This window comes from Lyngbya sp. CCY1209, assembly GCF_055795065.1.
Genome location: NZ_JAYFER010000260.1, coordinates 40,073 through 63,788 on the forward strand (window position 1 = coordinate 40,073; position 23,716 = coordinate 63,788).

Sequence of the window (23,716 nt, forward strand, 5' to 3'; positions counted from 1 at the left end):
GGAAGTCGGGAGTCGGGGATGGAAATTCAGGGGAGGGGGAGTCGTTCAGAAACTTGGGTTCTCAACTATCCATCACCGCATCGAGCAAAATATCCGCCCCGAAGCGGACGGCATCGGTGCAGGGCAAACCCGTTTCGTCCCGGGTTTGGGCGATCGCGTCCCGGGCCTCAGCGTCGCCCAAACCGTAGGTGTTGAGGGCGATACCGACAACCTTGGACGGTTCCATTGCCCCGGCGGCGGAAGCAACGAGTTCGTACAGGGCGATCGCATCCCGCAGGGGGGGGATCGGGACGTGGGGATGTTTTTTAATGTGGGTCCGTCCGGCCGCGTGGGCCAAAATCAGGTGGGTAGGCTGGCTCCCCCGCAGCAGGGGCAGGGTGGCGGTGGAACCGGGGTGGAGCACGGACCCCTGCCCCTCCACAATCAGGAGGTCATGGCCCTGCGCGAACCGCATCACCATCTGCTCGACGGCCCCGGCGGCGAAATCCACCCGCACCGAATCCAGGGGGATGCCATCTTCCCCCAACATCAAGCCCCCCTGGCCCGTCGCCAGGAATTTGGAGCGGATGCCGCGTCCTTGAGCCGCCCGGTCCAGTTCCAGGCTGGTGGACATTTTCCCGATCGCCATGTCCGTCCCCACCGTCAGCACCCGCCGGCAGTCGAGCGATCGCGCTTGAGCCGAGGCGATGGGGAGATTCGGGGGTTCCTGTCGCACGTCCCAAATCCACTGGTTGCCTCTGAGCAACGCCTCCAAGCTCGCCCCGTGCCGCCGTTCCACCAAGGGAATCAGTCGGGTGTGGAGGCCGTTGACGATGGAGAGTCCCCCGTGCACGGCGCGATCGAGATCCCCCCACCAGGCCTCCGGCAGGGCGCCGCCGGGGGGGGCGATGCCGATTATCAAAATATTGGGATTGACGGCGAGGGCCTCTTCCACCGAGGCGAAAATCGGCACGTCCCGCTCAATTCCCGTCAGTTCCGGAAGCGATCGCCCCGCACAGTCGCGATCGACGACCGCCACGATATTCGCCCGACTGTAGCGCAGCAGGGACAGGCCCGTTTTTCCGATCGCACTCCGGATACCTTCGTGGAGTAGAATCGCCAACCGGCCCGCTTGAATTTTGGCTTGGGGATTGTCAGGAATCATCTGTTTTGGGGTGTGGGGTGTGCTCGGTGGGGTGTAGGGGAGCGGAGGGAGCGGAGGGAGCAGAGGGAGCAGAGGGAGCGGTTGGGACATCCAGACCGCTTGGAAATTAATTCCCAAGGGCGCAAGCCAGGGGCCCCGACCAGCAAAAATCATCGGTCGATGATTGGGGAATTTGTACGGTTCAAAAACTGGATCTGATATAAACTTGCCCCCCTGCCTCCGGTCGCCTCCGGTCGCCTCCGGTCGCCTCCAGGAGCCCCCTCCGCTTCCTCCGCCTCCCCTGCCTCCGGTTGCCCCCATCCTCATCAACCGAGGGGGGGAATCCCGGCGGCGTCCAAAATTTGGGGAATCAAATCTTCCCGCTTGACGGCCATCAGGTGGACGCCGCGGCAAATTTGGCGGGCGATTTGTACCTGTTCAGCCGCAATTTTAACGCCCTCTTCCAGGGGGTGGGGGGCTTTTTCCAAGCGATCGATGATGGGATCGGGGATGTTGACGCCGGGGACGTACTTGTTGATAAAGCGGGCATTTTTGGCGGATTTTAACAGGAAAATTCCCGCCAAGATCGGCTGGTCTGTTTCCGAACCGATTTGATTCATGAATTTGTAGAGGCGATCGAAGTCGGTGATCAGTTGACTTTGGAAAAAGCGGGCGCCCGCCTTCAGCTTGCGGTTGAATCGACTTTTCAACCCCGACCAACTGGGGGATTGGGGATCGACGGCCGCGCCGGGAAACAGGTCGGTGCCGCCTTGGGGAAGGGTTTTTTCGTTCCAATCCAGGCCGTGGTTAAGTTTGTCGATCGCCTGCAACAATCGCACGGATTCAAAGTCGAAAACGGCTTTGGCTTCGGGGTGATCTCCGGCTTTCACCGGGTCCCCCGTCAGGGCGAGAATGTTGCGAATTCCGAGGGCGTGGGCGCCCAAAAGGTCAGCCTGCAAACCGATGCGGTTGCGATCGCGGCAGGCGACTTGCAAAATCGGCTCAATTCCATGATGTTGGAGAATGGCACAGGAGGCCAGGGAACTCATCCCCAGCACCGCCCGACTGCCGTCGGTGACGTTCACCGCGTGGACGCGATTTTTGAGCAACCGCCCCATTTCGATCATGTGATGGGGGTCGCCCCCTTTCGGGGGGGCCACTTCGGCCGTGATGACAAATTCCTTGGGGGTCAAACAGGCGTTCCGAAAACGATTCATAGAATGTAGAGTTTAAAAGGGATATTGAATGGGATAATGCTTTACCCGTTTGTTTGTTAAAAATTCGGGTAATTCCGAGCCGATGGCGGGGGGAAAATCCTCGTTTTTTCCGTTTTCTTTTCCCGACGATCGCACCGAGTTGATGGGGTGGGCAATTGTCGAATTGCCAGAATTGGCGAATCCCATTGCAGGTTGACAACGGTTGAGAGCGGCCGGCGACGATGGCGGGAAGCGCACCGGCAAAGCCGATCGCCCTGATATCGGATGGGATAAAATCGTTTGGATTCCGACGATTTCGGGAATTCAATCATCAGAAATCTATCCGATAACTGATGCTCCGAACTCGAGATCACAGGGGTTTGGAATAGCCCAGGGCATCCTTGACGCGACTCAAAGTCCGGTTGGCGACCGCCTCCGCCTTTTCCCGGCCCGATCGCAACACCGACTCCAAATAGCCGCGATCGTCCATCACCGCTTTATAGCGCTCCTGAATGGGTTTGAGCCGCTCGATCGCCGTTTCCGCCAGCAGGGGTTTGAACTGTCCCCAACCCATATCGGCGCACTCTGCGGCTACCTCCGCCTTGGTTTTGCCCGCCAGCAGGGCGTACAGGCCCAGCAGGTTGTGGCACTCCGGGCGGTCGGGGTCGTCGAAACTCAAGCCCCGCACCGAGTCCGTCTTGCACCGCTTCACCTTCTTGGCGATCGCGTCCGGGGAGTCGAGGAGGTTGATCCGGCTCAATTCCGACGGATCGGACTTGGACATCTTGCGGGTCCCGTCGGTCAGACTCATGATCCGGGCGCCCTCGGTGCGGATCAGGGGTTCGGGGATTTTGAGGATCTCCTCGTCCTTTTGGCCGAACAGGTGGTTGAACCGGGCGGCGATGTCCCGGGTCAGTTCCAAGTGCTGTTTTTGGTCTTCTCCGACGGGGACGCGATCGGCATCATAGAGCAAAATGTCCGCGGCCATCAACACCGGGTAATCCAGCAGGCCCGTGCTGACGTTTTCCCCTTGCTTCACGGCTTTTTCCTTGAACTGGATCATATCTTCGAGCCAGTTGATCGGCGTCAGGCAGTTGAGCAGCCAGGTGAGCTCGCTGTGGGCCGGAATGTGAGATTGGACGAAGATCGTCGAGTGGTCGAGATCGATGCCGCAGGCGAGGTACAGCGCCGCGACGGTGTAAGTGTCCGCCGCCAGCGTCGCCCGGTTGTGCGGGACGGTGATGGCGTGCAAGTCCACCACGCAGAAGAAGTTGTCGTACTGGCTTTGACCTTCCACCCAGTTGCGGATGGCGCCGAGGTAGTTGCCCAGGTGAAGGTTGCCGGTCGGCTGCACGCCAGAGAGAACTCGCTGTTTACCCATGAGCTTTGATGTCAGTTGAACTTAATAATCTATCTTGGCACGATCGACCGTCGTAACCGGCATCCGGCTCGGGAAAATGTCTCGGATGCGAGAGGGCTTGACGAATTTGACCGCCCGTCCGACTCACGGTAGATATTATCGGAGGGGGCGGGGGAAAGACAAGGGTCAAAAGGGGACGGCAGTCGCGCCCCGATTCATTAATTTTCTTGAAAAAGCCAAAATTTTTATTAACTTGCGAACTCTCCTTTCAGGTCGATCGCCCGATCGCCGCCCGAACCTGCAGAACCGCTACCATCCGAACCCACCCGAAAGTTCGGTCAATTCTCCCACCCATTCGATCCGGCTCTAGGAACGGACCGAATCTGGCAAAATTAAAGAAGTAGATCCCGCCCATTTTGATAGATCAGTACCAATGTACCTGGGGACGATCGCCCGACATTGATCGAATTCTCAAATCCTTTTGGCGGAGAAATGCGATCCCCGGGTGTTCGGGTGGAGACGGAGGAATTATTTCAAGGGTCAATTCTTCAAGTTTAAACAGATTTTAAAGCGCAATATTTGAACAAAAAAAATTAAAATCGACGATTTGGACTCGGATTTTTAGAAAGGGGAATAGGAAGTGAATCGACAATCCTCGGCACGGCACGAACGGCCCGGAAACCCGACAACGTGGGAGAGTTTGCTGCTCAACGTCGCCCGCCAGATTCACTCGTCCTCAGATATCAAGACAATTTTTGAGACGGCCACAGACGAAGTGCGCCGGCTGCTCCAAACCGATCGCGCCCTGATTTACCGCCGGGAAGCGGATGGCGGCTGGCGGGGGGTGGCTTCTTCTCCCCTGCTGAATTGGGCTAACTTTCCGGCTCCAATTGGACTCATTTCCGGATGGGAACCGATCGCGATCGCGGACTTTCAAAATGCCGATATTGCCGCCCATCTGAAGACATCGAAAATCGGAGCCTGCGTTATTCTCCCCATCCACATCGAAGGCGATGTGGGGGGGCTGCTGGTGGTCTGTGAGGACGACAAAACTCGGGACTGGCGGCCGGAGGACATCGATCGCCTCGAAACCCTCTGTATCCACCTGGCGATCGCGATCCGACAAGCAACCCTCCTGGAAAACAATCGCCACCTGCGACAGAAACTCGACCGCCAGTCCAAACTAGCCGGAATTTTGGAGATCGCCGAAGATGCGATCGTTTGCGTGGACGAGTCCGGGCAAATTACCCTATTCAATCAAGGTGCCGTGAGACTGTTCGGCTACTCCCGGGAAGAGGCGATCGGGCAATCTCTCGATATTCTGTTACCCGAACGATTCGCCCGAGTCCACCGCCGCCACGTCCGGGAATTCCGCAACTCTGACGACTCGGCCCGCCGGATGGGCGATCGCGATGTCACCATTTGGGCCCGCCACAAAGACGGCCGGGAATTCCCCGCCGAAGCCTCGATCTCGCGGTTCGAGAGCGGGGGGGAAGTCATTTTGACGGTCATCCTGCGGGATATCTCGGACCGCAAGCGGGCCGAAACCGCCCTCAAAACCAGCGAAGCGCAACTGCGATCGATTTTGAACAGCGCCTTCACCACGTCGATCGTCAATTTTAAAGTGTTTGCCAATCGGGATTGGAAATACAACTACCAATCCGACGGTTGCGAAGCCCTGTTCGGCTACACGGCCGCAGAAATTTTGGCGGACAAAAACCTGTGGATGTCCCGGGTGTGGCCCGAAGATCGGGAACGGGTAATTTTACCGCTGTTCGATCGCTTTTTTGCCGAAGAACCGGCCTCCGTCGAGTATCGCTTTCGGCACCGAGATGGAAGTATCCGCTGGATTGCCGCCAGCTATACCGCCGTGCGGGACGAGGGGGGCGAGTGTTGGAACGTGACCGGCATCAGCGCCGACATCAGCGATCGCAAACGGATGGAAACCCTTTTGGCCGAGAGCGAGGCCCGGTTCCGCACCCTGGTGGGCAACCTCCCCGGCGCCATCTACCGCTGCGCCTGCGATGAAAATTGGACGATGGAATTCATCAGCGCCGCCATCGCCGATATTTCCGGATATAAACCCGAGGAATTGATTCAAAATCGGGTGCGAGCTTACGCCAGTCTCATCCACCCCGATGATAGCCTGACGGTGGAAACCGGAGTGTTGGAGGCGATCGCACGACGGCAACCGTTTATTTTGGAATATCGCATCGTCCACCGGGATGGTGGCATCCGCTGGGTGTACGAAAAAGGCCAGGGAAAATTCGACGCGGGGGGAAATCTGCTGTGGTTGGACGGGGCGATTTTTGATATCAGCGATCGCAAGGCCGCGGAGGTCGCCCTGAAGGAGAAAACCAAAGAACTCGACCGCTTCTTTTCCCTGTCCCTGGATTTGCTCTGCATCGCCGATCTCGAAGGACATTTCCTGCGCTTAAATCAACATTGGGAGGCGACCCTCGGCTATCCGCTGCAGGAGTTGGAGGGCACCTCGTTTTTGGATTTCGTCCACCCGGACGATTTGGCCCCCACCCTGGATGCGATCGCCGAGTTGTCCCAACAACACCCCGTGATCAATTTTGTGAATCGCTACCGGTGCCAGGACCGGTCCTACCGCTGGATCGAGTGGCGTTCCACTCCGGGGGGAAATCGCATCTACGCCGCGGCCCGGGATATCACCGAACACAAACGGACCGAACGGCGGTTGCGCGACCTCTCGGACCGCCTGAGTTTGGCCGTCAAGTCGGCCGCGATCGGGATTTGGGAGTGGGATATCGTCCGCAATCTTTTGATCTGGGATGATCGGATGTACGAACTCTACGGGGTGAAGCGGTCGGAGTTCGGCGGCGCCTATGATGCTTGGGTGAAGGGCATCCATCCCGACGATCGCCAACACGCTGATCGGGCGATCGCATCGGCCCTGGCGGGGGAAAAAGAGTTCGATACGGAATTTCGCGTCCTGCACCCGGACGGGACGGTGCGCTGTTTGAAAGCCTACGGTTTGGTACAGCGGGACGAGCGGGGCGAACCCCTGCGGATGATCGGCATCAATTTCGATATCAGCGATCGCAAGCGCATGGAAGCGGCCCTGCGGGAGAGCGAGGAACGCTGGCAATTCGCCTTCGAGGGCAACGGGGACGGGGTTTGGGATTGGAACGCCCAAACCGACACGGTTTTTTTCTCCCGGCGTTGGAAGGAAATTCTCGGCTTTGAGGAGTGGGAGATCGGGGACGATCTCTCGGAGTGGGAAACCCGCATTCACCCCGACGACCAACCCGAAGTCTTTGCGGTTTTGGAGAAACATTTGAACGGGGAAACCGCCCGATATGTGAGCGAACACCGGGTGCGGTGCAAGGACGGCAGTTATAAGTGGATTCTCGATCGCGGCCGGGTGATCGACCGCACCCCCGACGGTAAACCCCTGCGGGCGATCGGTACCCACACCGACATCAGCGATCGCAAACAGACGGAACTGGCCCTGCAAGAGAGCGAAGAAAAATTCCGCCAGTTGGCTGAAAATATCCGCCAGGTGTTTTTCATGACCTCCACGACCGGGGAAATGCTCTACATTTCCCCCGCCTACGAGGAGATTTGGCAGCGGTCGCGGGAGAGTTTGTACGAAGATCCCCGCCATTGGCTGCTCTCGGTCCACCCCGAGGAACGGGGGGCGATCGGGGAGATGTTGACGCGACACATCCGGGACGGAGAAATTTTTAATGAAACCTACCGCATCCTGCGGGCCGACGGAGAAATCCGGTGGATTGAGGCTCGCTCCTTTCCGGTTCGGAATGACAACGGGGACATTTATCGATATACGGGGATCGCTGAAGATATTACCGATCGCAAACAGGCGGAAGAAGCCCTGCACAATCAACTGCAAAAAATTCTGTTATTGCAGCAGATCACGGACAAGATTCGCCAGAGTTTGGATGTCAACGAAATTTTTCAGACGGCGGCCCGGGCGATCGGGGAAGCCTTTCAAGTGAATTGCTGTCTGATTCATACCTATACGTCGGAACCCATCCCCCGCGCTTCGTTGATGGCGAAGTATTCAAAATCAAACTGTCGTTTACTCGATGCCTTGGAATCCGAAATTTCCCTAGATGGAAATGCCGATATCGAAGCGTTGATGCGCCAGGATCGGGCGATCGCATTTCAGATTTCCACCTTTTTGGGAATGCAATGTGCCGCGCCACATCGGGGTTTAGTTTCTCCGATTCTGGCCTCGATTCAAGAGTTGGAGCGGGGGCCGACACCGACCCTCAAATCGATGCTGGCGATCGCCACATTTTATCGGGGCAAGCCGAATGGTATTATCAGCTTGCATCAATGTGAATATGAGCGGAATTGGAGTGCCGATGAAATCGAATTGATCGAGGCCGTCGCCTCCCAATTGGGGATCGCGATCGCCCAGACTCAACTGCTCTGTCAAGAGCAGCAGCAACGCCAAGAATTGCTCCGCAAAAATATCACCCTCAAACGGATCACCCGGGAGGCGGAGGCGGCGAATCGCGCCAAGAGCGAATTTTTGGCGAATATGAGCCACGAAATCCGCACGCCGATGAATGCCGTTTTGGGGTTCGCAGACTTGCTCCAATCGATGATTGCCGACCCGACGGCGCGTTCCTACGTCGATGCGATCGCCTCCAGCGGCCGCACCCTCCTCGCTCTGATCAACGATATTTTAGATCTGTCTAAAATTGAAGCGGGGAAACTGCAAATTCATTGCGAACCGGTGGAAATTCGGGCGATCGTATGGGAAATTCAGCAGATCTTTTTACAGAAGGCGATCGAGAAGAATTTGCAACTGCACGTTGCGATCGACGAACAACTGCCGAAAATGATCATGACGGACGAAGTGCGATTGCGTCAAATTCTGTTTAATGTGGTCGGAAATGCGATCAAATTTACCGAATTTGGCTCCGTCCAGATCGCCGTCCGCCGCTGCGAAAATCAAATCAATCCCTCTCCAGACCACCTCTGCCTTGAAATTGCCATTTCGGATACGGGAATCGGCATTTCTGAGGACAATCAACAAAAGATTTTCGATGCCTTTACCCAGAGCGAAGGTCAAAGCAACCGCAAATACGGGGGGACGGGTTTGGGTCTGGCCATCACCCAACGCCTCGTCCACCTCCTGGGGGGGACGATTCACCTGGAAAGTGAATGCGATCGCGGCAGTACATTTACTTTTTATTTTCCCGAAGTCGAACCGGTGGAAATCGAATCAAATTTGACTAAAAAATTTGATGCAGATATCAACTTACAACAATTCCAACCCGCCACTATTTTGGTCGTCGATGACGTGCAGTCAAATCGGGATCTGATCGCCGGATATTTTGCCCCGACAAAACACGAAATCCTGATGGCAAATGACGGACAGGAAGCCATCCGATTGGCGCTCATTTATCATCCCGATATCATTTTTATGGATTTGCGGATGCCACGCATGGACGGACGGGAAGCCGTCCACTTCCTGAAAGATCGTGAAGACACTGGCAACATTCCCATTATTATTTTGACCGCATCTCCCCAATATCAAAACGAACAGGATTTGAAAGAGTTGTGCGAGGGGTTTTTAGGAAAGCCGGTGAGTCAGGCCCAAATTGTGACCGAACTGAAGAAATATCTCACCCCGATTCCAGTGGAAACGACGCCGGAATTGGCGTCACCTCCCCCGGCGGCTTCCGATGTCGCGCCGGCAACGGTTCGGTTGCCGGAATTAATGAAAAAACTCCGCCGGGAAGCGGAAACGACCTGGCTCGAGTTGCGAGAAACTCTGGTCAATCGCGATTTAAAAAAGTTTATCCGACGCCTGGAAAGTTGGGGGAAAGAACACCAATGTTCGACATTACTCGATTATGTCGAAACCCTCAATCAACAATTGCAGGCTTTCGATTGGGATCGGATTCCCGAAACCGTCCGTCGCTTTGGGGAATTGTGCGATCGCATCGAAGAAAGTGAGGAGGGTTGACATGACTCAATCAGTTATAGTTGGCGCTGTCGCCCCCCGCCGCACCCCCACCCGCACCTCAGAAACCGGGTTTCTATGAGACGCTTTGCATCCTCACCGAAATATTGCCAATAAACCCGGTTTCTTACTACCCCAAAAATAACTTGTAGGCGGGATTTTTATTTTCGTCCCAATAGCGATAACCCAAGGTTTCCAAAAATTCCTGCCATTCTTCCATTTCGCTGGGTGGCACCTGCATCCCCACGACAATTCTACCATAATCCGAACCGTTATTTCGATAGTGAAATAAGCTGATATTCCAGTTCGGACTCATCGATGCCACGAACTTCATCAGCGCCCCCGGACGTTCGGGAAACTCGAAGCGGTACAATAATTCATCGTGGGCCAGAGGCGATCGCCCCCCCACCATGTGCCGCAGGTGCATTTTGGTCAATTCGTCGTCCGTCAGGTCGATCGCCGTCAACCCGTGAACCGCGAAACTGTCCGCCAATTTCCCCGCATCTTCCCGATCTTTGATCTGGACTCCCACGAAAATATGGGCTTCTTTTTTATCGGCAATTCGATAGTTAAATTCGGTGAGATTGCGCTTCCCCAAACAGTCGCAAAACTGCCGCAAACTGCCCGGTTTTTCGGGAATTGTCACGGCGAAAATCGCCTCGCGGCGTTCCCCCAACTCCGCCCGTTCCGCGACAAATCGGAGGCGATCAAAGTTCATATTCGCCCCGCAAGCCACGGCAATTAACGTTTGTTCGCTGATTTTTTCCCATTCCGCATAGGCTTTCATTCCGGCGATCGCCAGTGCCCCGGCGGGTTCCAAAATCGATCGCGTATCCTCGAAAACATCCTTGATCGCCGCGCAGGTGTCGTCCGTGCCCACCAAAATGATGTCGTCCACATATTTTTGACACAGGCGAAACGTCTCTTCCCCCACCTGCCGCACCGCCACCCCGTCGGCAAATAGCCCGACTTCCGACAACTTCACCCGCGATCCGGTTTTCAAAGATTGAGACATGGCGTCGGCATCCACGGGTTCGACTCCGATCACCTTAATTTCGGGCCGCAACCGCTTCACATAGGCGGCGATGCCGGAAATCAATCCCCCGCCCCCGATCGCCACGAAAATGGCGTGAATGGGCTGCTGGTGCTGCCGCAAAATCTCCATGCCGATGGTCCCCTGCCCCGCGATCACGTCCGGATCGTCGAAGGGGTGAATAAACGTCAAACCCTTTTCCACCTCCAACTCGCGGGCGTGGGCATAGGCATCGTCGAAGGTTTCCCCGTGCAACACCACTTCGCCGCCCCGGGCTTTCACCGCCTCGACTTTCACCTCCGGCGTGGTGACGGGCATGACAATAATAGCCCGGGTTCCCAGGCGACTCGCCCCCAGGGCGACGCCCTGGGCGTGGTTTCCGGCGGAGGCGGCGATGACTCCCTGGGCGAGGCGATCGGGGGGCAGTTGCGCCATCTTATTGTAGGCGCCCCGCAATTTGAAGGAAAACACCGATTGCATATCTTCCCGCTTCAGCAAAACGGTGTTGTGCAGCCGTTTGGAGAGTTGGGGGGCGGACTCCAGGGGGGTTTCCTGGGCGACATCGTAGACGCGGGCGGTGAGGATTCGTTCGAGGTAGTCGGAGTGCATTCTGTCGGGCCAATCATCGCATGGGATTCAATTGTACTGGATCGGGTGCGATTTCGATTCTGAGATTTGTATCTGAATCCGGTATTTTCCCGAAAATCGATGGAAAACCCCCTCAAGCGATCGCGTTTTGAGAAGTCTTAAAAGTCCGAAAATTGAATGATATCGAATCCGGTTCAATACCAGAAGCCAAGGCATTCTCTGTCTCCCCCCTTTTTAAGGGGGGCTGGGGGGGAGCTACAATTTTCAAATCAATCAAGGCATTCTCTGTCTCCCCCCTTGTTAAGGGGGGCTGGGGGGGATCTACAATTTTCAAGTCAATAACCGAATCCGATCTTAAATTTGATGAGATTCGTAGATTCCCGGAACTTTGCCCAAAACGGAGGCATCCGCCCGTTCTCCATCGGTTCCTTTTTTGATGACGGCGATCTTCCCCGCCGACTCCATGACGATCGCTTCCACCGCCTCCAAAGAGCCAATTTTCTTTTGGCGCACGACCGCCAACAGTTGGGATTTCGTGACCCGCTGCTTTCGCATTGCCGGCTGTAAAAATTGCCCCCGAAAATACAGAAGCGACGGGTCGGCCGTCACCAAGTCGGCAAATTTCGGCGATCGCACGGTCAGCCAAGATAACAGGTATTGCAAGATGATCAGGGTCAAAAATGCCGTGATACTTTCGGCCAGCGAGACGCCTTTGGCGGTGATCAGGCGCCCGAGGGTGGAACCGATCGCGATCGTGATGACAAAATCGAAGGCGTTCAACTGCGCCAGGGTGCGTTTGCCCGATATCCGCAGCAAAATTAACAAGCTAAAATAAGCCAGCGTCCCGATGACGACGATGCGGACGATGGGTTCGATACTTTTATAAAAGAAAGCGACATTTTCCATTATCTAAATCGGGATTAAATTCGACAGTTTTAGTTTTGAAATTGGGGAATTATAGCGAACCTTGGGGCCACCTGAAGCTGTTGCGTTCGACCAAGCCCAAAAGGAGTTTGCGGCGGTGGTTCAGGTCGTCGAGCGATCGCGCAAATTCTTCGTCGCTGACGACGGGAATTCCCGCCTTTCGCAGGGGCGCGAGGTCGGGGGCGGGCGGCACGCGATCGGCCGGATAAATGGAGGCGGATGCCAGGGTTCTCAGGTAACTTTGCACGGTCGATCGCGCCGATTTCAGCAGGGCGGGGGGCGGTCGGTAGGACTCCTGCAACCCGTAATTCATAATTGTCAGCGCATCGTCGAAAATCGCCACCGCCGGGGCGCTGTCTTCCTGGGGAGACGCGCCGTGATAGCGGTGCAGCACGGGGTAAGCGAGTTGTTGCTCGGTCAGAGTTCCCAGTTGGGAAGACATGGAAATCAGTTGCAGATCCAGACCGGAAAATCCCTTCCCGTCCCAAACATTTAAAATAAATTCTTCGGCCGAATTTCCCAGTCCGGTAATTTGACTCGCCAAAGATTGTTTGGTCGTCACGCCGCCGATCACGGACAGCAAGAAACTGACGACCATCGTGATCAAAAACATCCCGCTCAGGGTCGTAAAAGAGGCGGCGATCGACCAGCCGCCGCGGCTCGGATAAAGGTCGCCGTTTCCCATCGTTGACATGGTGTAGGCGACGAAGTAGATGCGATCGATCCAAGTGCCGGATTCCGGTGCCGGCGTGCGGGTGTAAACTAGCGCGCCGGAGTCGGAACTGAACATCAGCACCCACCCGGCCCACAACAAACCTACCCAAGCAAAAACCGTCAATATTTGAATTAATGGACCGGCCAAACTGAGCCAATAATTGCGTTTGGTGCGAATCGACTTTTTCATCACCCACCAAACCCCGTTGGTGATTTGAGCGGTGACGGGTCCCGCGCCGCCATCGACCCACACGGCCGTCCACAGCGCATCGAGGAGGGATAACACCACCAAAAACAGTCCGAGAATAAACAGTAAAACGTTCACCGCGACTTCCATGACCCGAGATTTCATCCCTATTGATTGTCGCCGGAAACGCAATTTCTCGAATCTAGCCAGAGACATATAGCGCTGCGCGCAGGGAATAGGTAATAGGGAATAGGGAATCGGGAATCGGGAATCGGGAATTTTTCACTTTTCACTTTTCACTTTTCACTTTCCCCACACCCCACACCCCACCGAGCACACCCCACCGAGCACACCCCACCCGATATTGACAAAAATATTAAATTTCAATACGAAAAATTCCGGCGGTTCTCCCGACGGCATAAAATTGAAGGAAATTGAGTTTAATTCGAGGAGGTCGCCCCATGGATCGATCTATTATTCAGTTGGTTGACGATCTGCCCCAAGATAATATTACGGTTAAAGTTTTAAATGCGATCGACGCGATCGCGCCCTCCCAGTGGAATAACCTCGTCGGTTTTGAAAATAGCATCCGCAGCATCACCGGGGAAACCGACCCCCAGATTATCCAACAAATCCGCGATCGCGCCGTCGTCTTCTACCACGACCCCCAATATGGCTATCAAAACGCCGTCAAACTGTACCAAACCGTAGACAAGGCGGACGCGGCGATCGGGGCGATGGCGCTGGCGAATAAAGTTGGAGAAAAAATTAGCTTTCTCTCCTTTTTAAATAATATCACACCCAAGGCGGATACGACGCAAACGGTCGATTTATTGATTAAAATTGCCGTCGAAATAATCGCGTTTTGTCAACTCAACGGCATTCCGCAGCCCAACCCGCAGGTTTTTGCAGCGAGTCTTAGCAACAATTATAAAGATGCGGCGCTGATGCGAATGGTCGCCCTCGTCTGTCTGGATGCCGTCCTGCCCTTGGGGGCAAATTTCCTGGCTAAAATTCACGGCATCATCGACAATGCCGATGCCGGAATTGTCACGAATAACCCGGTTTTTGGGGCGGCGAGCGGTTTTCTTCCGGGCAATAGTACCTCGGAAAAATTTGGATTTATCACCCAAAGTTTCAATGCCGTTCAGGGGTGGATGGACGGCTTCATTTCCCAAACCGGAATCACGCCCCAATCGATTTTTGACAGTTTGGGAAATATGATTCAGATTGCCGACGACAATCTGGATTTTGTCGCCGCTTTTGTGGATCAAGTCACCAACTATTACGAACACACTGGCATTCAAACCGTCGCCCAAAAACTGATCGAACAAACCTACAGTTCCATGCAGTCGGAATTGGGGAGCGATCGCACCCTTTCTGCACCGCCGCCGTCCGCGAGTCAAACCATTTCGGATGGGGGCGAATATGCGATCGCCCAGGCGGTTGAGGTGTGGGATGAAGACGAGGAAGATTGGTATCAAGCGACGATTTTGAAGGCGAAAGACGGCGAATATTTCGTCCATTATGTCGGCTACGGTTCCTCGGATGATGAATGGGTGAATGGGGAAGATGTCCGGGTTCGGGATCATTCCAAAACCGACGATAACGGATTTGCGGAGGGTCTGAAAGTCAAAGTTTGGGACGACGATAAAGAAGAGTGGTATACCGCCCAAATTCTCCGATGCAAGCGGAAGAAATATTTCGTCCACTACTTCGATTTTGACGAGTCCGAAGACGAGTGGGTACACAAAGACGACCTCGTTTGACCCCATTCTTCGGGTTTCACCTTGAGCTAAAAAAAAACATGGCATCGGACCGAAAACTCGGACTCGATGCCATGTGGGGATGAAAGTATAGCAACGAGGGCTCCCAAATTAACAGTGTCGTTCAGGGGGCAAACCTTGAAATCCTTATTTAAAGGTCGTTTCAGTTCCCTACACCCCACACCCTGCGTGCAGCGCTATATCATCCGGAAGTTAGTCTTCCGCTTCTTCCTCCTCTTCCTCTTCGTCACCTTCCTCTTCGTCACCTTCCTCTTCGTCACCTTCCTCTTCGTCACCTTCCTCTTCGTCGCCTTCCTCTTCGTCACCGTCTTCCATTTCCGGAGCTTCTTCTGCCGGGGTTTCCGGTGCCGTCTGTTCGGGGGCCGGGGTCGAACAGGCTCCCAGGAACGCAACTAAACCGAGGGCAAGAAATAGTTCTACGGGTTTGACGCGCATTTTGGCACTCCTCACAGATCGCCTAAATTTAACTTCTACTTAATATAATCTTAAACTCGGCGATCGGGACATCCATCAAAAAAAAATCTCATTATCGGGGGACTTGAGAAGGCGCTCCCCTACCCCCGGCCAGAACAGAACTCGGGCCGGAACCCGTGAAGTCCCCCATGACAAACCCCGGCGGCGAAAGGTGCGAGTGTCATGAGGGGGGGATTTCTCTATCCATCCACCACCGGGGTATCGTCGAGTTCGTTCATGACTCGTTCGTAAAACCGACGGTTGCCATCGCGGCATTCGGACAAACTTTCGGGATAGGAGCGACAGTTTTTGAGGTGCGATCGCCAACCTTCAGTATCGCATAAAAACTTCGTTTGGTCGTAACGTTGGTAGAGGGTTTTGCCAAATATCCTCAAACTGAGATCCGGTTGTTTCCAGCGTTCCACCGGATAGAGAGTTACGGGGTGTTTGAGGGTAAAAAACTTGCTCGTAAATGGAAAAGCCAACACTTTTCGCCCCAGCAGCGTCCCCCAGTATGCACCGTGAAAAGAGCTGGTGAGAATGGTTTCCCCTGATGCCAAAAATCTGACAATTTCTTCAAAATTTTGGGCTTCGTTCGTCATCCGGGGAAAGTTTTCAATATTAATTTGAAATTTTTTATGGGAAAAAACAACAAACTCGTGTTTGATCGGGTATCGGCGATCGAAGACTTCGTGCATACAGCTCACGCAGGGAACCCAATCATATCCGTCGTCAAAATCTCGGATGCCGACAATATCAAATTTTTCTAAATAAGGAAGATAGTCAAATTTGACATCGCGATCGCGTTGATAGATTTGATGTCCGGCTCCCCACATCACCAAACGGCGGTCGTTTTTTCGAGCTTGCAAACGCTGAAAATGATTGAGAAATCGCTCGAACATGAGCCCCCCACCTCCGACGATCGCATGGTGAGGTAATGGGGAGTCGCCATCGTCTTCGGGGCGTTCTTTATCCAAAGTCCGAAGGTCGATTTTGCTCACTTCGTAGCCCGGAAAATTAAAGTAATGTAACGGAGAGGAAAAGAAGTCTCCGATATTGGTCTCGTCGATAACGTGATAGTTGGCGATCGCTTTCATTGATAACTTTTAATTGATCAGTTGTGGAGGAGTTAAAATCTTGTAGATATCCCTTCAATATAGCAGGGTTTGGATAGCCCAATCAAAATATAACCCACGACTCGATCCGATGTCAAGACCGCGATCGCCCGAAAATCCCCGATTTCACACGGGACTTGCACCCCATTCCAAAATCAGGTATAATACAAGTATAATACAAGCTACCCGATGGGCAAAAAAACCCATGAATCGTATTGAAATCGAGAACCGGACGATCGCGATCGCCCTGACGGGTTCCCGGGGTTACGGACTGGCGACAGAAACCTCCGATTACGACTATCGCGGTGTTTTCATCGCCGGCAAACCCTATTATCTGGGACTCCAACACATCGAACAAAAGGATCGGGGTTGGGATGTCGAACCCTCGGAAAAATTTCCCTTTTTGTCGGAAGATACCTGCATTTACGAATTGCGGAAATTTCTCAACCTCTCGATTGACAACAACCCCAACATTTTGGAGCTGCTTTGGTTTCGGGATTACGCCCACCTCACCGAAGTAGGGGAACGGCTGCGACAACACCGACACCTGTTTTTATCCAAACGGGTGAAATGGACCTATTCCGGCTACGGTTACGCCCAGATAAACAAGCTGGAATCGCACCGTCGCTGGCTGCTGAATCCCCCCACCCACAAGCCGACACCGGGGGAATTCGGACTGGTGGAAACGCCGCCCTTAACCGTAAGTCAGGCGAACGGTTTTTTGGAATATTTATATCTGTTGGTGCGCGATCGCATCGAGTTTTTAGAACCCGCCCAGAAACTCTACGAACTACTCAACGGGGAAATCGACTACAAGGGGATTTTAAAACAGCATCCCCTCCCCGACGAGGCGTTGGATTACACCCAAACCCTCGCCGGTTCCTCCAAGGAATTTTTGCAGCGGTTGCAGAAAAGTCAGCGGTATCACCGGGCGGTTAGGGACTACAAAAACTATCGGCAATGGCAGAAAAACCGCAACCCAGCCCGGGCGGAAATGGAGGCAAAAGTCGGCTACGACTGCAAGTTCGCCATGCAGGCGATCCGGCTATTAAAAACGGGGATCGAAATTCTCAGGGATGGAATCCTGATCGTCGATCGCCGGGAAGCCGGAGATGCCGAAGAATTGCTCGACATCAAAACCGGCAAATACAGTTACGGGGACGTGATGGAGATGGCAAAAACCCTGTATGAAAAGTTAGAGGAAGCCGAGGCAGTTTCAACGTTGCGCGATCGCGTCGATGCAGAAGCCGTGAATCAATTGTGCATGGAACTCGTCTCCCGCCAGGGGTGGTGATAGAGAGGGTGTAGGGTGTAGGGTGTAGGGTGTAGGGTGTGGGGTATTTACAGCAATTTTCAAGTCAGTGAGGTACACAGATCGACTTGAAGTCCCCCTTGTCAAGGGGGATTTAGGGGGATCGAACCGTATCGCACCAGATAGACAACTGCTATAATTTTGCGCTTTTTTCCCTCACCCTACCGTTTGCCTGCCTGTTGCCGATTCTCTCTCTGTCTCAATCGGCACGCTTGCCATTGATAAAATCTTCCGTCATCTGGTAGGCTTCGTCATCCGTGTATTGTTGGGGTGGATGCTTCATGAAATAGGCGGAAGGCGAATAGAGAATGCCGCCTTTGCCGGCATTGAACGCCAACTTGCAGCAGCGGATGGCGTCGATGGAAACCCCCGCCGAATTAGGAGAATCTTCCACGGACAGGCGCATTTCCAGATGCATAGGCACGTCCCCGAACAATTTGCCCTCCATGCGGATGAAGGCGACTTTGTTATCTTTTTGCCAGGGTACATAATCGCTCGGACCGATGTGGATGTTCTCCTCGTCGAGGCGATCGCCCATCACGGCTTGAACGGCCTCGGTTTTGGACTCTTTTTTCGAGTTCAGGCGGCTGCGGTTGAGCATATTCAAAAAGTCGGTATTGCCGCCGGTATTGAGTTGGTAGGTGCGTTCGATTTTCACGCCCCGCTTTTTGAACAAATCCGACAGGGTGCGGTGGGTGATGGTGGCGCCGACTTGCGCCTTGATATCATCGCCGATGATGGGCAAGTTTTTCCGTTGGAATTTCTCCGCCCAGAGGGGATTGCTGGCGATGAAAACCGGGATGCAATTGACCAACCCAAGCCCCGCATCCACCGCACATTCGGCGTAGAATTCCGTCGCTTTTTGGGAACCGACGGGCAGGTAATTGACCAATATTTCCGCGCCGGATTCTTTCAATATCTCGACCATTTCGGCTTTCGAGGGTTCGGGTTCGTCGGCGAGGGCGAAGGTGTATTTTTCCTCGTAATTTTCCATGTGTTCCGAGAACCCATCCAAAACCTTACCCATTCTCACTTTTACCCCCGTTGCGGGCAGTTCGGAGCAAAATACGGTCGTGCAGTTCGGCTCGGCAAAGATCGCTTCATTGACTTCTTTACCCACCTTGCGGCGGTCGATGTCGAAGGCGGCGACGACTTCCATATCGTAGGGTTTATAGCCACCGATTTCCCAGTGCATCAATCCGATCGCCTCTGACGGCTCTTTCCCCTGGTAATATTCGATCCCTTGAATTAAGGAACTCGCACAGTTTCCGATTCCGACGATCGCGATCTTGATTTTTTCCATCAATGTTCATCTCTATACATCCGTGATCTCCTGACTTTAACATAAAGTTAAGATGGACTGTCAAGTTGGCACAAGTAGCGCTGCGCGACGGGTGTGGAGTGTGCTCAGTTCTCAGTGGAGAAAACCTCTTCCCGATGCTCAAAAAATGAATTTCCCGAGTTGGGAACGGGCCGTTGATTAAAGGAAATCTGGAATTTTGACTTTTGACTTTTGACTTTTGACTTGAATCGGTCGGGGCATTCGAGGGAACCGCCCCGACGGGAACCCATTTTGAGGGCTAGAGCGCCTGAGAATAGTAGTAATTTCGCTCCTGGCGATCGCCGTTGGCCACCATTCCGAGGATGGGGACGCCCGCCATTTCCAACTCCCGCATCGCCAGATCGAAGGCGGCGCGATCGGTTTTGCCCAGTCCCACCACCATCATCAATCCGTCGGTGCGGGAGGCCAGGAGGTTGGCATCGGCCAGACCCAGCAGGGGGGCGGTATCGTAGATAATCAGGTCGAACTGTTCGCCGAGCTCCTGCATCACCTCCCGCATCCGCGACGAGGAGAGCATCCGGGTGGGATCGACGGGAATCGGGCCGGAGGTGAGCACCGAGAGGTTTTCATCCAGGTGCGAGGGCCGGATCAGGGTTTTCACGTCCAAATTGCGGGCGATCGCATCGCTGAGTCCGGACTCGTTGGATACCCCCAACATCGAGTGCAGGCGGGGATTTCGCAGGTCTGCGTCCACCACCAGCACCCGCCGCCCCATCGCCGCCGTCCCGAGGGCCAAATTGAAGGCCACGGTGGACTTGCCGTCGGCGGGACAGGCGGAACTGATCGCGCAGGACTTCACCGGGGAATCCGTCGCCAGCAGGCTGAGATTCGTGCTCAGGGAGCGAAACGCCTCGTGAAACGCGCCGCAGGGCACCGTTGACAAATTCGGCAGGGGTTGGCCCCGGTCGGCGCCCTGGGGCAGCGCCGGGAGCATCAGGGCATCGTCGCTGGCCGGAATCACCCCCAGCAGGGGAATCGGGGTATTTTCGGCCACTTCGTCCGTGTCGCGGAAGACGTTGTTGAGGCGATCGACTCCTCGCGCCGCCACGAGTCCCAAAGCCAGACCCGCCGATCCGCCCAACAGCAGATTCAACGGCAGGTTGGGGGACACGGCCCGCAGTTCTCCCGCCGCGTTGCGGGGGATGGTCGGGGGGGCGATCGCTTCCCAGGCGGCGGCGGTGGTTTGGGGTTGGACCGTCAACTGCAATTCGGCCTTGCGGTTGGAGAGGTCGTCGAGGCGGGCGGTGGCCGACTGCAATTCTCGGTTGAGATCGGCGTGGCGACGGACCGCCTCCGGCAAAGTCGCGGCGTATTGTTCCAATTGTTGGGCCGATCGCTCCAAAACGCGATCGCGCACTTGCAGCATCTGGATCTGATTGGCCGAGGCGATCAACTGCTCGATCAGGCCCATGCGGAGGGAATCCTGGTGGGCGAGAATGTTCGCATCGACCGAGGACAAATCCCGACCGAGAACCCGTTCTGCCTCTTCTCGAAGCAGGGGCAACAACTGATTCCGTTGGTCCAAAAGGGCCTGAATTTGGGGGGATTTTTCCTTGAACCGGGCTGACTCGAAAGCCACCTCCGTCTCCACTTCCAACAATTTTTCCAGCAGCGATCGATAGCGGGGGGATTGGGTCAGGGCCGAGGCCATCATCGCTTGTTCGGGGTCGAGTCCGAGTTGCTGTTGCAGGGCGGCGTAGCGGGACTGTTCCCCGGCCAACTGCGCCTGGGTTTGCAGCCGTTCCCCTTCCACCGCCGCGGCGCGATCGCCCAGTTGCCGGGTGGCGATTTCCGGGTCGATGAAACCGTATTGTTGCTGTAGCCCGACGATTTCTTTTTTGAGGGACGCGATCCGGGATTCGAGGGGGGCGATCTGATTGTCGATCAGCCGCAATTGTTCGGCTTGGGGAGAGGGCTTTTCCTCCGGTTTTCCGTATTCCAAATAGGCCGCGGCGATCGCATCCAAAATAAACTGAATTTTTTGGGGTTCCGCATCCCGGTAGCCGACCTCCAAAATTTGAGTTCCCGGCAGTTGGGCGACGGAGAGGCGATCGGGTTGGTGGGGGGTTTTTCCGGTGGTGCGATTGAACAAATACCGATAATCGACTTCGGGATAGCGAGTTTGGATGGTTTCCAAAATGTCCGCCATCAGTTTCGGACTTTGCAACACCTTCAACTGGGAGGCCTCGTCCGACTCCCCGTTTCCGTCGGTCATCAACAGTTGAAATGTCCCCCGATATTCCGGTGTCTGTTCGACGGTCCAAAAATAGGCCCCCGCCGTCGCCGTCGCCGTTACGCCGACGACCACCAGAGCCCGCCGGCAGATCAGACGCCAGATTTTGCCCAAAATTCCGGCGCGACCGGATCGGTTCATTTCACCGTCGAAGGGATAGGGTAGACCTTTGAATCGAGAGGTTTGGGTTTCGGCGATCGATACGGAAGTATTGGGATGAATAATTGACAGTTTTGAATATCGTCCGGTGTTCATTTTTGCTCTCGTTGTTACCGTAAAAAATAGTCTGAAATCTCACTGTTGAAACGGACGGAAACGGGAGTCATTTCCGACCGCCGGGAGAGGGCAACTGGCCTTCGGCATCGGCATCGGCAGGAACCGATACACCGACTGTTGTGAAAGTCTTTTGAATGGATGGCGATCGGGAGTCATATCCGGTCTGCAAGAATAGTTTTTATCAAAACTATTTTAGTCCTTTAATAATCCGAAAACTGTCTGATAACTGATGATCAGAACTTGAGATCAGCTTTCGGCGATCGCCGCGGATCGAGCGCCCCTTATTCGACAGTTTTTGGGATTTTATAGCAACGAGCGCTCATGTGTTTACAGTTGGGTGAGGCGGACAAACCTCGGAACCCTGATTCCCAGGTCATTTCAATTCCCTACACCCTACACCCTACACCCTACACCCTGCGCGCAGCGCTATAGGATGTCCGAACGGTTCCTCGGGTTGCCATCAACCCCAGTTCGGATCGAAACCCGGTTTTCGACACACCCCACTTGTGACAATCTTAATTCAAGATATTGACAAATCGGAGAAATCCCAAAACGTTGTTGAGGGGATTCAGACCGCCGAGCACCGCGCCGAGATTCTCCCGAAAGGCGGCGCCGCCGGACCGGTTCACCATGATGACATCGTTATTTCGCAGGACGGGATTGTTGGCGTCGTTGACGTCCCCCGAGAGGTCGATCGCGATCGTGCGCCGGGAAACCGTCCCGTTGGGGGCGATCCGGATCAACTCCATCTCATCTTTGTCGGCCCCCCCCTGGAGTCCTCCCGCCGCGAGCACCGCCTGATTGAAGGAACTGTTGGGCGGCAGGGTGATCGTCCCCGGTTTCAGGACTTCCCCCACCACGCTGACCTGAATTTGACCCGGGGCAAAACTGGCCGTCGCCGCGTCCGAGGGCAGTTCGGCGTCGAGCGATCGCGCCTCGGGGACGGCGATCGTATCCCCCTGTTGCAGGGCGATATCCTGTTCGAGATCCCCCTCCCGCAACAGTTTCCACAGGTCAACCGTGATGGTCTGTTCGGTCCCGGTGCGGCTGATGCGGCGCACTTCGACGGCGCGGATGTCGGCCTCCGGAGTGATCCCCCCCGCCGCCTGGATCGCCCGGGTGACGGTGAACACGCCCACCGTCTCCGGCAGGGGAAGCGCTCCGCGCCCCGCCGTTTCGCCCGCCGCCGCCTCAACTTGTTCGACGCTGAGGACGTGGGTACCCGGCCGATTCACCTCCCCCACCACGGCCACGTTGATGGGTTTGTCGGCGGTGCTGGCAAAGTTGGCGCTCGACATCTGGCGGCTTTCGGCGCGATCGAGTTCCGTCACCGTGGGGATAAAAATGCTGTCGCCGTCCCGCAGGGGGACATCCTGGCGCAGGTCGCCTGTTTGCAGCAGGGCCCACAAATCGATGTTGATAACAGTTTCTCGGTTGTCGCCCGCCGCGCGGCGGATCTTGACCTGGCGGATGTCGGCCAGGGAGGTGACGCCCCCCGCCATCTGCAACACCCGCGTCACCGTGGGGAGTTTTCTGCCGCCGTCCGGACCGGTTTGGCCTCCGGCGTCGGGGGACATCATGTAGGCGCCCGGACTCCGCACCTCCCCGGCGATCGCCACTTGGATGGGGCGGGTTTCCAACAATTTCAGGGTGATCAGGGGGCGCTGCAAATATTCGCCGTAGGCCCGGGAAAGGGCTTCGGTGGCCTGGTTGACGGTCATCCCCCGCACCGAGATCGCGCCGACTAAGGGCAGGTTGAGGGTGCCATCGACGGACACCTCGTGGCGCCCGTTTTCGCCGCTGTATTCGGGGACGTTGAAAATATCGATCTGAATGCGATCGCCCGCACCCAATATATATTCTTCGGATACCGGCGGCGGGCTGGCGGGTTGGGGGACCGGCGGCGGCGGGGGCGGCAGAAATTGGGCCGGGGCGGGTTCGCTTCCGATCGAAAGGATCGCGATCGCAGTTCCGAAACCGATGCGGAGTTGGCCGCCGGGGAAAATTCGAGGGGAAAATTTACAAAATTCAAGCATTCGTCGATTGATTTGAACCGTCCAAACGTAAAATGGCGCAGACTGCACCCGTCACCTGCTCCTCAT

General features: G+C 55.3%; 14 protein-coding genes. 3 read left to right on the top strand and 11 right to left on the bottom strand.

Features of this window, described 5'->3' with window-relative positions:
* Positions 1-61: 61 nt before the first annotated feature.
* The 3 genes from AC0QHF_RS07315 to trpS all read right to left on the bottom strand — a co-directional run bounded on the left by AC0QHF_RS07315 (position 62) and on the right by trpS (position 3,700).
* Positions 62-1,144, bottom strand: a complete 1,083-nt coding sequence (locus AC0QHF_RS07315; protein ID WP_324703539.1) for an N-acetyltransferase DgcN family protein — start codon at positions 1,142-1,144, stop codon at positions 62-64.
* A gap of 305 nt (positions 1,145-1,449) precedes the next feature.
* The gene (locus AC0QHF_RS07320; RefSeq protein WP_324703540.1) at positions 1,450-2,340 is read right to left on the bottom strand and encodes a methylenetetrahydrofolate reductase; all 891 of its coding nucleotides are present in this window, start codon (positions 2,338-2,340) and stop codon (positions 1,450-1,452) included.
* Between the two features lie 349 nt (positions 2,341-2,689).
* Positions 2,690-3,700 carry a tryptophan--tRNA ligase gene (gene trpS / locus AC0QHF_RS07325; protein WP_324703541.1) on the bottom strand — a complete coding sequence of 337 codons (1,011 nt, stop codon included), beginning with the start codon at positions 3,698-3,700 and terminating at the stop codon, positions 2,690-2,692.
* Between the two features lie 619 nt (positions 3,701-4,319).
* Here trpS and AC0QHF_RS07330 point away from each other — a divergent pair.
* Positions 4,320-9,653, top strand: a complete 5,334-nt coding sequence (locus AC0QHF_RS07330) for a PAS domain-containing protein (RefSeq protein ID WP_324703542.1) — start codon at positions 4,320-4,322, stop codon at positions 9,651-9,653.
* Between the two features lie 127 nt (positions 9,654-9,780).
* On the opposite strand, the gene ilvA is transcribed toward AC0QHF_RS07330, so the two are convergent.
* The 3 genes from ilvA to AC0QHF_RS07345 all read right to left on the bottom strand — a co-directional run bounded on the left by ilvA (position 9,781) and on the right by AC0QHF_RS07345 (position 13,261).
* Positions 9,781-11,292 (bottom strand): threonine ammonia-lyase, biosynthetic, encoded by a 1,512-nt coding sequence (ilvA, locus tag AC0QHF_RS07335; protein ID WP_324703543.1) that lies wholly within the window; start codon positions 11,290-11,292, stop codon positions 9,781-9,783.
* Positions 11,293-11,625: 333 nt separating this feature from the next.
* Entirely contained in the window at positions 11,626-12,177 is a 552-nt protein-coding gene (locus AC0QHF_RS07340; RefSeq protein WP_324703544.1) for a DUF421 domain-containing protein, read from the bottom strand.
* Positions 12,178-12,226: 49 nt separating this feature from the next.
* Positions 12,227-13,261, bottom strand: a complete 1,035-nt coding sequence (locus tag AC0QHF_RS07345; RefSeq protein WP_324703545.1) for a potassium channel family protein — start codon at positions 13,259-13,261, stop codon at positions 12,227-12,229.
* Positions 13,262-13,557: 296 nt separating this feature from the next.
* On the opposite strand from AC0QHF_RS07345, the gene AC0QHF_RS07350 reads away from it, so the two are divergent.
* Positions 13,558-14,865 carry a Tudor-knot domain-containing protein gene (locus AC0QHF_RS07350; RefSeq protein WP_324703546.1) on the top strand — a complete coding sequence of 436 codons (1,308 nt, stop codon included), beginning with the start codon at positions 13,558-13,560 and terminating at the stop codon, positions 14,863-14,865.
* Positions 14,866-15,075: 210 nt separating this feature from the next.
* Here the strand turns inward: AC0QHF_RS07350 and AC0QHF_RS07355 are convergent, their stop codons facing one another.
* Together AC0QHF_RS07355 and AC0QHF_RS07360 are read right to left on the bottom strand one after the other, a co-directional pair.
* On the bottom strand, positions 15,076-15,318 hold the full coding sequence (locus AC0QHF_RS07355; RefSeq protein ID WP_324703547.1) for a hypothetical protein: 243 nt from the start codon (positions 15,316-15,318) through the stop codon (positions 15,076-15,078).
* A 218-nt stretch (positions 15,319-15,536) separates the two neighbouring features.
* The gene (locus tag AC0QHF_RS07360) at positions 15,537-16,433 is read right to left on the bottom strand and encodes a glycosyltransferase family protein (RefSeq protein ID WP_324703548.1); all 897 of its coding nucleotides are present in this window, start codon (positions 16,431-16,433) and stop codon (positions 15,537-15,539) included.
* A 223-nt stretch (positions 16,434-16,656) separates the two neighbouring features.
* On the opposite strand from AC0QHF_RS07360, the gene AC0QHF_RS07365 reads away from it, so the two are divergent.
* Complete coding sequence (locus AC0QHF_RS07365; protein ID WP_324703549.1) at positions 16,657-17,745, top strand: nucleotidyltransferase domain-containing protein; 1,089 nt, start codon at positions 16,657-16,659, stop codon at positions 17,743-17,745.
* A 217-nt stretch (positions 17,746-17,962) separates the two neighbouring features.
* Here AC0QHF_RS07365 and AC0QHF_RS07370 read toward each other — a convergent pair whose 3' ends face one another.
* The 3 genes from AC0QHF_RS07370 to AC0QHF_RS07380 all read right to left on the bottom strand — a co-directional run bounded on the left by AC0QHF_RS07370 (position 17,963) and on the right by AC0QHF_RS07380 (position 23,650).
* On the bottom strand, positions 17,963-19,066 hold the full coding sequence (locus AC0QHF_RS07370) for an inositol-3-phosphate synthase (RefSeq protein WP_324703550.1): 1,104 nt from the start codon (positions 19,064-19,066) through the stop codon (positions 17,963-17,965).
* A gap of 277 nt (positions 19,067-19,343) precedes the next feature.
* Positions 19,344-21,593, bottom strand: a complete 2,250-nt coding sequence (locus AC0QHF_RS07375; RefSeq protein ID WP_324703551.1) for a GumC family protein — start codon at positions 21,591-21,593, stop codon at positions 19,344-19,346.
* Between the two features lie 536 nt (positions 21,594-22,129).
* Positions 22,130-23,650, bottom strand: coding sequence for an SLBB domain-containing protein (locus AC0QHF_RS07380; RefSeq protein ID WP_324703552.1), 1,521 nt, complete (start codon positions 23,648-23,650; stop codon positions 22,130-22,132).
* Positions 23,651-23,716 lie beyond the last annotated feature (66 nt).